The organism is Paenibacillus xerothermodurans (assembly GCF_002220865.2).
Lineage (GTDB): Bacteria > Bacillota > Bacilli > Paenibacillales > NBRC-103111 > Paenibacillus_S > Paenibacillus_S xerothermodurans.
In genome coordinates this window covers 1-12761 of the sequence record NZ_NHRJ02000006.1, presented here as the reverse complement: position 1 = coordinate 12761, position 12761 = coordinate 1, and the positions used below count along the sequence as shown (strand labels likewise).

The following is a 12761-nucleotide window of genomic DNA, read 5'->3' as shown; positions in this document are numbered from 1 at the left end:
TTTGTTTCATTTTTTAACGACGAGTTTAAATTAAACTTGAAGCAATTCTATGGACAAAGGGAGGCGCCATGATTCCTAGCAGACAAGACCCCATGAGGACAAAACTCAATCATTTCAAAAAGCTGAGTATTGCAGAAAAGAGAGTCTTCGACGCGATAGCAAACGGTGACGCCCCCAGTCAGGATGTGGGCAAGCTGGCCGATGTGTGCCACTTATCTGATTTGCAGGTGAATATCGCTTTGAAGCTGTTGACTTACAAAGATCTATTGCCACACAAGATGACCGACTAGCAGCGTCCCGGTTCATACAAAGCGAAAAGCATAACGACAACACATCAACCGCGAGAATAGCGGCTTTTTTGTTTTTAATAGAACGTATCCGCTTACGTTGCGCTTCAGAGGTGCCACGTATGCCTCCTCAGCGAGGGCCTCTATACAAGCGCCAAAACTGCTACAATTTACAAGTTTCCAGCACGGCTGAACCATTGTATCATTTTAAGGTCGAGGCCCTGTTTGGTGTGTTGGATGATTCTTCCATACGCATACTACCCCACAAAACTAGACAGCGGCAAGAATAATATAATATCCGTTTGAACCGGCCTCCGATGAGCTATCGGGTTTTCGAACGAACCAAGGAGGAGAGGTATTCATGTTTAACCGTTTCAGCAAATTTTACGGCATTGATCTGGGCACGTCGAATACGGTCATCTTCGAAAAAGGCAAAGGCATTGTGCTGAGCGAACCAACCGTAGTGGCTGTGGATCATAATACTGGGGAGTTTCTTGCGGTGGGTGCCGAAGCCCAAGCAATGATCGGCCGATCCCCGGCTCACGTCCAAATTACTTATCCGTTACAGAACGGCGTTATCGCCAATTTCGATATGACCAGCAGGATGCTGCAGCATTTTATCAAAAAGGTGCAAGGGCGCGCATCGGCGTTTCGCAGTGCTCAGGTGTATATTTCCGTACCTTGCGGCATCACAAATGTACAAAAGCGTGCGGTTGAGGAAACGATGATACATAAAGGAGCAAGAAAGGCCGTGGTGGTCGAGGATCCATTGGCGGCTGCGCTTGGGGCGGGACTGGCTATTAATGAACCGATGGGACATTTGGTGCTCGATATCGGCGGTGGCACCTGCCAGGTTGCCGTGCTGTCGCTCGGCGGAATTGTTGCAAGTGAAACCATCAACCGAGCGGGAATGTCTCTGGACCAGGACATCATGGAGTACGTGAAACGCACTTACAATGTGGAGATAGGGATACGCACCGCTGAGGAAGTCAAGAAACAAATCGGAACAGCCATCGACTCGAGCGAAGAGCGCAGGATGGATATACGCGGACGTGACATGGTGCAGGGTTTGCCGCGTACCATCCGTTTGACTTCCAGTGAGATTTTCGCCATTTTCGACGATTACCTGAAAATTGTGGTGGACGCGATTCGTGCAACGATAGAGGCCTGCCCTCCGGAGCTGGCAGGGGACGTCGTGGAGCAGGGCATTTTGCTGTATGGCGGCGGCGCACTGTTGGAAGGTATAGATAAACGCATTAGTGAAGACACGGGTGTGCCGGTTCATATCGCGGACAGTCCGCTGGACTGCACTGCAATCGGCACCGGCATGATGCTGGGCGGTCCGGGTGAGGAGCGATCCGGGGGATGGCTGGCCAACGCTTAATGCGAATGCGGCTGGTGGCAACAACCATATCCTGATGGGTTCAACAATCCTGAATCAAATGGGGAGAATGAGCATCACTCCGATACGCAAAATATCACTGTGATGGGGAGTGGAAGCCCATCGACTTCCACCCTCGCCAGATGGCAGGCTTTGAACCGTGTGACCTCCCCCTGTCCAGGGGGAAGGTCAGAGATTGAACTAGGGCAGGGGCATATCCATATGGACCTGCCCTAGACTGGCAGGTCGCCCGTTATCCCGCCGAACCCGTCAGCTGCATAATCCGATCCAGATGGACAGCCGTATCCTTAACCATCTGCACCGGATCATGCGCATATGGGTTTAATTCGGCGGTCAGTACATCATTGTAAGCGATTTCGGCCAGCGCCGCACGAACCTCGTGCCAATTCACGTTGCCTACGAACAGCGGCACGAAACCATGAATATTGCCAACCTGTACGCTGAAGTCTTTCACGTGGACCTTGCGGATGCGCGGACCGAGAATCCGGATCCACTGCTCCGGAAAGCCGAATTGCAGCACGTTGCCGGCATCGAAGTACGCCCCGACATAGGGGCTCTCGCATTCATCGATATACCGGGCCATCTCGAGAGGGGACAGCAGGAACTTATTCCACACGTTTTCGATCCCGATGTGGACTTGCTCGCGCTCGGCAGCCGGAATGAGCCGGCGTATTTCATCCTGGCTGCGGCTGTAGCACACCTCGTAGGATGTGACCGCATTAACAACTCCGGGCACGACAAGCACTGTGTCCATGCCCAGAAGACTCGCGAGCTCGATTTGTTTGGCAACGATCCGCCGCCCTTCGGCGCGGGTGGATTCATCCGCAGCGGATAGCGGAGCCTGCCAGAGCATCCCGGTGGATAAGCTTCTCAGCTTAATACCGTAACGATCCGCCATACTTCCGATCGCCTCCGCCTCGGACGCCGTGGAATCCATGGTCAGTCCAACCGAGCCGGCAGGGTAGAGATTCAACTCAACGGCGTCGAAGCCAGCCGCACGGCTCACCTCAAACACCTGTTCAAGCGGTGTTCCTTCTGCGAACCCCCATTGATTAATAGCCTTGATCATGCAGGTCGCCCCCCAACGGAAAACTCCGCGCCCAGCCGTACCGGATCTACACGCTTGGCGGATTCATAAGCCCCCAACGCGACTTCGAGCGCACGCATACCATCCTCCCCCGTGATCGAAGCCTCTGTCTTGCCGTCGCGAATCGACAAAACAAAGTCACGGACCAGTCCGGCATCCATATCATCACCCCAATAAGCGTGTTGGAAGCCGCGGTCGTCGGAGTGTACATCGATCTTCTGTTTGAAAGCATCTATGGACAGTGTGCCTTCCGTCCCGATGATCTCAAGGGTCACATCACCCCATGTCGGGTAAGTGCGATTCCGGTTCCAGCTGCAGTCCAGTGTAGCGATGACGCCGTTATCGAATGTCATGGAAAGGATGCCCGTGTCGTCGATAGGTGTGTCGGACACCCGGTGGTCGATCTCCGCATACACTTCGGCCACGTCCGAGCCTGTCAGCCAACGCATAATGTCAACAACATGCACGGTATGGTCCATCACCGCGCCGCCTCCGGCGAGATCAGGATCGATAAACCAGCCGCCCGGATTCTGCCCGCGGTTCGTTCCTCTCATAGCCAAGATTGTGCCTAATGAGCCTGAAGCTACGATCTCTTTGGCGCGGATAACTGAAGTATTAAAGCGAACCGGGAAGGCGATTTGCAGCAGAACGTTGTTCCGTCTGCAGGCGTCGATCATCTCTTTCGCATCCTTCACAGTTGTGGCTATGGGCTTTTCACACAGCACATGCCTGCCGGCAGCGGCAGCGGCCACCACATGCTCCTTGTGCCGGGCATTTTCCGATGTGACGATCACGCCGTCCAAATCCTCATCCAGCAGCTGTTTATAGTCAGCGTAAAAGCGGGTGCCAAACTCCGCCGCATACTTCTCGCCGCGCTCCCGATTGTCATCTGCAATCCCGGCCAGCTCGACACCTTCCATGCGCTGAAGCGCCTTCGCGTAGCTGTAAGCGTGCATATGGGCAAAGCTTATGATACCTATCTTCATCACAATAACCTCCTGCGGGTTGGATTATAATACAGGCACGACGCCTAGTGTTACGGGCTTGCCGGATTTCATCGATGCAATCGCGGCGAGTGAAATTTCCATCGCTCTGTAGGCATCCTCCGCGGTGACCAGGGGGTCCGTATCACTCACGAGGCAAGCCAAAAAATGGGCCAATTCTTTGTAATACGGACTTTCGGCCACTGGACTTTCCGGCACCGCCACACCGGCAAAGCCTGCCTCGGCCTTGCGGCTCACCGCTGTGACCGGCCTATCCCTGGTGCTGTCATAATCCAGAATGCCCTTCTTCCCGGCAATCTCCAATTTCATACCGAAGCCTTGGTGCGCCCAGGAGCCTTCCACATGGGCAATCACCCCGTTTTGGAACCGCAGTGTCACCAGGGAGTAATCCATCCGATCCGGATTGGAGGGATACAGCCCTTTGGCGTAAACCCGCTGCACGTCCCCGAAATACCAGCGTAGAATGTCAAAATCATGAATGATCATATCGAGTGTGAGGCCGCCGCTGCCGGCAAAGTCGTTGTACCAGTTATTCCACGCCGCAGGAAATCCCCCTCCCCGAAAGGTCCGGGCAACGGACACATCACCAATTACTCCATCGTCAAGCAGCTGTTTCGCGCGTTCATATTCATGGAAGAACCGGAGAACATGACCTACAAACAACCGCACGCCTTTCGCTTTGCAGTGGTCGATCATCTCACGCGCGTCCTCAAGCGAACCGGCCAGCGGCTTCTCGCAAATGACATGTTTTCCCGCATCGGCTGCCGCCATCACATACTCCTTGTGCAGGAAGGTAGGAAGGCATACATCAATGACATCCACTTGTGAAAGTGAGGCCAAGGCGGCGTCCAAGGTCGGGAAGACCGGACAGCCTAAGCTTTGTGCTAATTCCTCGCCTTTCTCCGGTCGTGCTTCCACAATGCCTGTGAGCTTCGCATTCTCCATTTTCGCATAGCATAACGCGTGGGTACGGCCCATAGTTCCCGCACCGATCAACATTACATGAGTCATCGCTGCCGCTCCTTTTTTATGTTTTATTTACCGTGTTACCCCTTGATACCGCTCATCGCAATCCCTTCGATAAAGTAACGCTGGAAGAAGACAAAAATAACGATGATCGGGATAGTAGCCATGACCGCTGCGGCCATGAGAAGCGGGTAATCCGTGGCATGCTGCCCTTGAAAAGCGGAGATGCCGATCGACAACACCCTCATCTCATCCTCGCTGGTCATGATTAACGGCCATTGCAAATCGTTCCACGAGGCCAAAATGGTGAAGATGGCCAGAGAGATGAGTGCCGACCGCGACAGGGGCAGATACACCCAGCGGAAAATGCCGAAGTAGCTGCAGCCGTCCAGTTTGGCCGCTTCTTCGAGCTCCCGCGGCAGGCTCATGAAGAACTGGCGTAACAGAAACGTACCGAAAGCGCTGAAGATGCCCGGAACGATGAGCACATAAAAGGTGTCCAGCCAGTTAAGCGTGCGCATGATCGCATAGCTTGGAATCAGGATCACTTGCGAGGGAATCATCAGGACGGAAAGCATGCTTATGAAAATCACAGACTTGCCCGGAAACCGCATGCAAGCAAATGCATAAGCGGCCAGAGAGCACAACACAAGCTGCCCTGCGGTACGTCCGATGGTCATGACTAGCGTGTTGAGATAGTACTGCAGGAAGTTCACGGTATCCAGGACTCGCGCGTAATTGTCCGTATGCCACTCCGTCGGAATCCATGTCGGCGGCACCTGCATAGATTCAGCGTAAGACTTCAGGGAGGTGGAAATCATCCACAAAAAGGGGGCGACCATAATAACCGCACCGAGCAAGAGCGTAAGGTGCACCCATAGATGTGATGACCCGCGTTTGGCGGCGGCAGGAGCCATTGCTGCCATATCGATTCCTCCTTCTATTGATAGTGAACCCATTTTTTCTGAAAATAAAATTGCAGCACCGTGAAAAACAAAATAATCACAAAAAGCACAAACGCTTGCGCCGAAGCATAACCCATATTAAAGAATCTGAACCCGGTCTCCCAAATGTTGTACACAATGGTTCGGGTGGCGTCGAGCATGGCGTCATTTTTGCCGACCATCACATAGATCAGATCGAATACCTGAAACGAGTTAATGAAGCTCATCACTGTGACGAAGAACAGGCTCGGGCCGAGCAGCGGAATGGTGATCCGAAAAAACTGATACAACCGTCCCGCACCGTCCAAGGAAGCTGCTTCATAGTACACAGGGGATATGCCTTGGAGGCCTGCCAGCAGAATGACCGCGCTATACCCAACCCCGCTCCAAACGCTGATAAGAATGATCGACAGGAGGGCTATATTTTCGTCGAACAACCAGTTTGGCTGAGGCAAATGCAGCGCACCAAGCACATAGTTGATCAACCCGAACTCCGAATTGTACAACCATCTCCACACCATCCCAACGGCGATAGGCATAGTGATCACGGGAATGAAATACAGCGTGCGATACACCGTCATACCTTTAATTGATGTGTTCAGCAGAACAGCCACAACGACGGCGAACGCGCAGGTCAAGGGTACCGTGCCTATGGTATACAACAAGGTATTCCCCAGGGACTGCAAAAATGCGGTATCCCTAGATAGTTCAATGAAGTTATCAAGCCCGGTAAAAGTCGGCGAAGACAATCCGTCCCACTGGGTGAACGACAGGTACAACGAGGCAACGGAAGGCGCCATATAAAATATACCGAGCCCCAGAACGACGGGAGCTATGAACACGTATGCCCAGAGCGCTTCATGTAGTTGAAGTTTGGACAGTGAGCGCCGGCCGCGGATTCCGCTTTGCTTTGAGTGTGACGCCTGCGTGTTAAGCTCGATCATGCTGACACCACCCTTCTGTTTGGTTAGGCGCTTTGAACTTCTTCGCAATGCATAAGAGACACGGTCTTGCCGAAAAGCGCCGTCGCTGTTATGCGGTGTTGCCGGAATGCGCGGCGGATCGTACGGCCTTAGCACAGTGATTTACTGTTTCTTCTCCGTCGCGAGAATGTTATTCATCTCCGATGCGATAGTCTTGAGCGCGTCTTCATACGATTTCTTGCCGAGGAATGCATTTTGCAGCTCCTTCGTTTCTACCGCCTGCCATTCCGCCGTTTTCTGGGAAACCGGATAGGCGACACCGAACTCCACGGAGTCGACGAACACTTTAAGGTCGAGGGAAGGAATCGACTTCACCCATCCAGCTTCCGTGCCCTTATACGCCGGTATGCTGAAGCCGGATTTCGCCAAATTCTCATTGCCTTCCTTGCTGGTCAGCACCTTCACGAGATCCCAGGCTTCCTGCTCGTTAGGCGTGTTTTGATTAATGGACCAGCTCAGCCCGTGGACAATCGATGCTTTGTGCTTGCCGGCCGGCAGCGGGGCGACCCCGAGCTTGTCTCCAAGCAGCTTGTGAAATTCCGGACTGTTCACCGACAGAGCAGGGTACATGGCAGCTTTACCGGAACCGAAGAGCTGTTTGCCCTCCGTCTCGATTTGCTGCTGCCCGGAAGGAGACGAGCCATTTTTCATAAAGGTGTCCATCCACTGGAACGCGGCCAGCGCTTCCGGAGAATCGAAGCCCGATTTGGTTCGCTCTTCGTTGATTACATACCCGCCGGCTTGGTGGATGTAGTTGTAGTACCCGCCCTGGTTGGCGATAGGAGCGATGTACCCGTAAACGCCTTTCGATTTATCTGTCAGCTTCGGCGCGTTCTCCTTGAGTGTATCCCAGGTCCAAGTGCCGTCAGGATATTTAATCCCAGCTTTGTCGAAGATCTCTTTGTTGTAAAACAGTCCGGCGGAGTCGAGAAAATAGGGGATGCCGTATAAATTTTTTTCATACGTGTACAAATCGACTAGTGCAGGGGTGTAGATAGAGGTATCCAGTTTATCTTTGACAATCAGCGGCTGCAGGTTTTTAATCAGACCGGAGGAGGCGTAAGCGTAAATGTGCGGCCCGTTTATCCAGAACACATCGGGGCCCCCCTTGCCGGCCAGACTAGTCTTCAGCTTGGTCCAATAATCCGCGAACGGAGTGTAGGTGACTTTGACATCGACATTGGGGTGGTCCTTTTTGTAAAGAGCAATCGTTTCATCCAAAAAGCCTTTGGCATTTTCATCCCACAGCGCGACATTAATTGTTTTTTTGCCTGTGCCGCCGTCCGCGTCGCCCCCGGTATCGTTCCCGCCGCATGCGGTTAACAAGAGTAGACATGCCGTTGAGACCGAGAGAAGTGAAGTGAGCTTTCCGCGCATCTGATTACCTCCGCATCCTGGATTGGTTTCATATAACCGTAAATGAGTGCCGGCTTCTGTCCGGACAAGCTGTTCTTACGCAAACAATGACGGGCTCGTCACCTCCTCGGCATAATCATAGTTCATCTTTATCCAGTCGATGGATTAAGTGGGCACGGAAGAGCGATGTCACAGTGGCAGCATGTAGCGATGGAAGTGCTATACCTAACTTAATAAAGTGAATTTTGTGTCCTTGTCAGTATGCTGGGCTAATGTTGTATGCTATAATTTCTCCAGTAGATGGATAAAGTGGATAGAAATCAGGCCTTCACAGCACCATTGTATCGGCCCGGGCGAATATTGTCAACGCTTTCATTTCCAAATGCGTTTTGTTGTTCGAACTTTAAGAAACGTGGCATCTTCTGCACGCAAAATAACGATGACTATGTAAACCGGAGGTTCAACTTGAAAAAAATACGAACGGGCGACGTCAAGCTGATTCAGGAATTAAACCGGTCTATCATTTTAAATATGATCCGGGAGCGTGGGCCTATCTCCCGCAGCGAGATCGCCAAAAGCAACAATATTAGCCCGACCACGGTGGCCTCGGCTGTGCAGGAGCTCATCAGGGAAGGCTTCGTACAGGAAACCGGGGTCGGGCAATCCAATGGAGGCCGAAAGCCGATACTGTTGAAGTTTTCTCCTGATAACCATTTCATGATCTGCGCGTCGATTTCCAATTCGCTGATCGAAGTGGCCAAGATGAACCTGGCACGCGACATCTTTGAGAAACAAACTTTAAACGTGAAGGAAACCAACGGCCAGCAAGTGCTCGCCTCCACGTTGGAGATGATCGACCGGCTGGTCGAAGCCTCCACCAACATGGATAGGTGCATCGGTATTTCCGTTGTTACTCCGGGCATCGTCGACCGTCACACCGGGGTCATCCATTATAACGCGAAGCTGGGTCTCGCACACATGGATTTAAAAAGTATGATGGAGCTGCGGTACGGCCGAAAGGTGTGGGTGGAGAACGACACGAATGCTGCGGTCATGGCTGAGAAGCTCACGGGGAAATACGGCGGCGTCCGGAATCTGCTGTATATCACGGTGGGGGACGGTGTCGGTGCCGGAATTATTGTGAACGACACGCTGCTTAGCGGTGAGCGCGGCGGTGCCGGGGAATTTGGGCACACGAGCGTGGACAGGAGCGGGATTCGATGTGAATGCGGCAATGTCGGCTGCCTCGAGAATTATGTTAGCTGGCCGGCGGTGTACGGGCGGATTATCACGTCCATCTCCAGAGGGAGGGGGACGACCATGCTTAGCAAGGCGTCAGTCACAAAAGGCGCGATTACGCCATCGGTCTTCAACGAAGCGCTGAACGAAGGGGATGCACTGGCCGTCGACGTCGCGGATGAAATGACAGGATATCTGGGTGCCGGCGTGGTCAACTTAATTAATCTGCTGAACCCTGAAGTCATTATTCTCGGCGGAGAGCTGATTTTTGAATCCAGCGTGTTGTTTGACAAAATCTATGCTTACGTCGCAAAGCACGCGCTGCATGTGCTATCTGAGAAAATGCATATGTATACTTCATCGCTCGGCCAAGACGCGAAGCTGATCGGCGCGGCGTCCATTCTCATGCAGGATGTGTTTCATTTCTCGTTAGCCCGGTAGTGCGGGCGAGCTCGTCCGAATGACCTGCAAGCTGCAAAGCGCCCGAACCACAACGGGGATTACAATGGTTAATTGATAACGCCAATACCTTGAATTTTGACTTGGTAAATCTTAGTCTGGGTACCCTCGCTGACACTGAGGCGGAGGGAGTTATTGTTGACCAGATTAACACATTGAATAGTATGGGAAGACCAGTTTTTGTTTCTGCAGGTAACAATGGAAATGGATTATGGTTTGATGCGAACGGTGAGCCCCATGGTCTAGATGTAAATGGCGATAATGTTAGAGATTATTACGGTACAATGAGCACTTTTGCAAAACGGACTACATACCCTGCAGAGGGCGGCTATGGCTAGAATTATAGTTCCAGTCGAGGAACAGGTGGTCAAGGACCATGGGTGGTCGCCCCAGGAACGAATATCACGGCAGCAATGCATGGCAGTACGAATGGATACGTGAGTAAGAATGGTACTTCTATGTCTTCACCCGCAGTCACTGGGATACATGCGTTAATGCTGGATGCTTATTACACAACAGGTGATACAAATGGAGGCGAATTAGCTGCAGTCCCTATCGATATGGGAGCACCTGGTTATGACATGAACTATGGTAACGGTATGATTGATATTCATGAATCGATTAAACGAGCTGGCGGGTGGAGTTATGGTTCTTTCTCATCTGGTGGTTTTTACGGAACAATTTATGATACTGCTACGGCAGGATTCGATTATTTTTATAAAGTTAATGTTAATCGCACTGGCGCTGATTTAAACGTAACATTATTAAACCCAACCGAAAATCGTGGAGACGTTGATTTAATGGTGTGGAATCCAGGAACATCACCTCAAAATGGGGATGATCCGGCGGTTGTAAGTGAGAATGGCTGGGGAGATCCTCAAGACATGATTTCTATTCCTAATTATCCTTCCGGAGAATATATTATTGTGGTTCGTGCATATCATGATACACCTTATTCTCTTGATATATCATACTAAATTTCTTGATGGAGTCCTCCGGGCTTGTGATAAGCCCAGAGGGCTTTTATTTTTCGAATGTATGAAAAAAGGTTAAGGTGGGTGCACCTTTTTCAATTAGATGTGCGTTTAAAAGATAACTAATCATAGTATTCTTTGATCTATATTTGTCACGTAAGGGGTGTTGTTGTTGAACTACGCGGTCATCTTACTAATGTTGGGACTGATGGCATGTGCAGACGGGGAGATCACTCATCAAAAGGAATCCATAACCGATCCCAGGAAAATGGAGCCTAATGTGTATCCACCAGTACCTAGACCAGTAGATAAGCACAATAAATTGATGCGTGATCGGTTGATTACGAAGCAGGAATTTGATTTGCTCCAATTAGGAATGAGTTATCAAGAGGTGACCCAAATTGTGGGAGGCCCAGGTCAGTTTCATTCGGTTATTGGACAACGCGGGACTCCAAATTACACTGAAGTTTATATTTTTGACGGGTTAGATTCCGATTTAGTTAAGGTGCAATTGACCTTTAAAGATGGTAAATTGTATGAAAAGATTAAAGACGGACAAAAATAGCCATCGCTTTACACGAGTTTATTACCGGATCGCTAACTAAAAAGGGGATCGGTTCATGGGTGAAGCAGGGATCATTGCTAGCCAATATAAATAAGGCAGTCGATCGCTTAGATCGTCTGCCTTATTTATTTTCCCAAACTTTTTATGAGTAGGAATTAACCTCAATTACATAGTTAAATTAGAGTGTGTAAAATTACATATGTAAAAAAGGATATGTGAAAAGCGATGGGACTCGAACGGTTTTTCAAGATCTATCCTAAATACAATGGATTCAAAGATACTGATACCTTTCACACAATGTATAATTGGCTGTCCGCTTCACTATTTTCTGCATGGAGACCGTTGCACTGTTATCACGAGTCCATTAATAACCGTGGGAGATGGGTTGTTGGCACGTGAGATGTTGGGACCTATTAGCAGCGAAATATGGAGATGATCTTTAAGTCATCCATTTTCAATCGTAAGCTAACTGATACTCTGCTTCTCAACTTAAATGGAATCTCTGAAATCTTATTGTGTTTGAAGAAGATGTAGGTTGCTAGATATTACTCTGGTATCATCTGAATTAATAACTCAGAAGCAAGGGTTTTAGAGCCAGAAGTACCACGAATGTATCTTAAAGCACCGCAACTGGACCAATCTAGTTTTTTCAATTTCTTAACATATTTAACTATACGGCTATAGTCAATATGTTTCTTGTCTTCGGCAACGCATGCAGAAAAAACTTGCGCTCCAGCAATACTCAGAGCATTTAGACACACAATATGTGTAATTCTATACTCTTTATAATCGGACCACTCTTTAGTAAAATGTTCTTTTATTGCATTAAAATAAACCATAACAAGCATAAGCTTTACTTCTTTTGAAAGCTGAACTATATGTGCTGGTTTGGTTAATATCTCTACTAATCGATAAAGATTTTGTAAAGTGATTTGGCGTCCAGAAGTGTTTTTCCAGTAATTGAAGAGTTATTATGAAATGGGCTATCATTTCGAAGAGCTAACTCGGTGGAAATCCAACTTAACTCATCTGCCTGTCTCTGAAGAAATTTGCTTAAGGAGCTTCCTATCGGCTTTCCCTTGGTATTTATCGTATCAAAAAGTTGGATTTCTTCGTCACCATCTAGAAAATGAAATGCGACAAAAGGTACATTCAATTCAGAATTTGTGTCTCGAATATATGATTTTATACCGCCAAGCCTATGCTGCCCATCGATGAGTGAAGCCTTTTTATTACAAAGTAGTCTTCCAAAGTTAGGCCTCAGTTTATCATAAGCTACAAATTCCCAATTGGACTCAGCATTTAATAAAATAGGAGGAAAAAGTGAATTCTCTCCTCTGGATAAATATATAAGTTGAACTAATGAATTCGCTAGAATTGAGTTAGAACCTAACACAAAGCCGATCTATGATCGACCACCGAGATTTCATAATTTCGTCCATAAATTGCTGAACATTGTTACGGATTTCGGCCACCGTGTGGTAGAACACATTGT

The 12761-nt window shown here is 49.7% G+C and carries 12 protein-coding genes and 1 pseudogene; 5 read left to right on the top strand and 8 right to left on the bottom strand.

Annotation, left to right across the window (positions count from 1 at the left end; genetic code table 11):
- Nucleotides 1-92 precede the first annotated feature (92 nt).
- Nucleotides 93-290, top strand: a complete 198-nt coding sequence (locus tag CBW46_RS12100; RefSeq protein WP_133253972.1) for a hypothetical protein — start codon at nt 93-95, stop codon at nt 288-290.
- Nucleotides 291-648: 358 nt separating this feature from the next.
- A complete protein-coding gene (mreB, locus tag CBW46_RS12095; RefSeq protein WP_089200262.1) occupies nt 649-1671 on the top strand; it encodes a rod shape-determining protein in 1023 nt (340 codons plus the stop codon).
- Nucleotides 1672-1921: 250 nt separating this feature from the next.
- Here mreB and CBW46_RS12090 read toward each other — a convergent pair whose 3' ends face one another.
- From CBW46_RS12090 to CBW46_RS12065, 6 genes are all read right to left on the bottom strand, one after another.
- On the bottom strand, nt 1922-2758 hold the full coding sequence (locus CBW46_RS12090; RefSeq protein ID WP_089200261.1) for a sugar phosphate isomerase/epimerase family protein: 837 nt from the start codon (nt 2756-2758) through the stop codon (nt 1922-1924).
- Nucleotides 2755-3762: a Gfo/Idh/MocA family protein gene (locus tag CBW46_RS12085; protein ID WP_089200260.1), complete on the bottom strand. Its 1008-nt coding sequence runs from the start codon at nt 3760-3762 to the stop codon at nt 2755-2757. Before CBW46_RS12085 ends, CBW46_RS12090 begins: the two co-directional genes overlap by 4 nt.
- A 24-nt stretch (nt 3763-3786) precedes the next feature.
- The gene (locus CBW46_RS12080) at nt 3787-4791 is read right to left on the bottom strand and encodes a Gfo/Idh/MocA family protein (protein ID WP_089200259.1); all 1005 of its coding nucleotides are present in this window, start codon (nt 4789-4791) and stop codon (nt 3787-3789) included.
- Between the two features lie 35 nt (nt 4792-4826).
- Nucleotides 4827-5663, bottom strand: a complete 837-nt coding sequence (locus CBW46_RS12075; RefSeq protein ID WP_089200403.1) for a carbohydrate ABC transporter permease — start codon at nt 5661-5663, stop codon at nt 4827-4829.
- 23 nt (nt 5664-5686) lie between these two features.
- Entirely contained in the window at nt 5687-6634 is a 948-nt protein-coding gene (locus CBW46_RS12070; RefSeq protein WP_089200258.1) for a carbohydrate ABC transporter permease, read from the bottom strand.
- A 141-nt stretch (nt 6635-6775) separates the two neighbouring features.
- Nucleotides 6776-8050 carry an ABC transporter substrate-binding protein gene (locus tag CBW46_RS12065; protein WP_089200257.1) on the bottom strand — a complete coding sequence of 425 codons (1275 nt, stop codon included), beginning with the start codon at nt 8048-8050 and terminating at the stop codon, nt 6776-6778.
- A 444-nt stretch (nt 8051-8494) separates the two neighbouring features.
- Here CBW46_RS12065 and CBW46_RS12060 point away from each other — a divergent pair, with 444 nt between their 5' ends.
- The 3 genes and pseudogenes from CBW46_RS12060 (at nt 8495) to CBW46_RS12050 (ending at nt 11266) form a co-directional block, all read left to right on the top strand.
- The gene (locus tag CBW46_RS12060) at nt 8495-9709 is read left to right on the top strand and encodes an ROK family transcriptional regulator (RefSeq protein ID WP_243633285.1); all 1215 of its coding nucleotides are present in this window, start codon (nt 8495-8497) and stop codon (nt 9707-9709) included.
- 377 nt (nt 9710-10086) lie between these two features.
- Nucleotides 10087-10704, top strand: a pseudogene (locus CBW46_RS12055) (S8 family serine peptidase); the annotation flags it as partial.
- Between the two features lie 169 nt (nt 10705-10873).
- A complete protein-coding gene (locus tag CBW46_RS12050; protein ID WP_089200254.1) occupies nt 10874-11266 on the top strand; it encodes a DUF3862 domain-containing protein in 393 nt (130 codons plus the stop codon).
- Nucleotides 11267-11811: 545 nt separating this feature from the next.
- Here CBW46_RS12050 and CBW46_RS12045 read toward each other — a convergent pair.
- Both CBW46_RS12045 and CBW46_RS12040 read right to left on the bottom strand, forming a co-directional pair.
- Nucleotides 11812-12114: a hypothetical protein gene (locus CBW46_RS12045; RefSeq protein WP_089200253.1), complete on the bottom strand. Its 303-nt coding sequence runs from the start codon at nt 12112-12114 to the stop codon at nt 11812-11814.
- A 56-nt stretch (nt 12115-12170) separates the two neighbouring features.
- Complete coding sequence (locus CBW46_RS12040; RefSeq protein WP_207802283.1) at nt 12171-12662, bottom strand: DGQHR domain-containing protein; 492 nt, start codon at nt 12660-12662, stop codon at nt 12171-12173.
- Between the last annotated feature and the right edge of the window lie 99 nt (nt 12663-12761).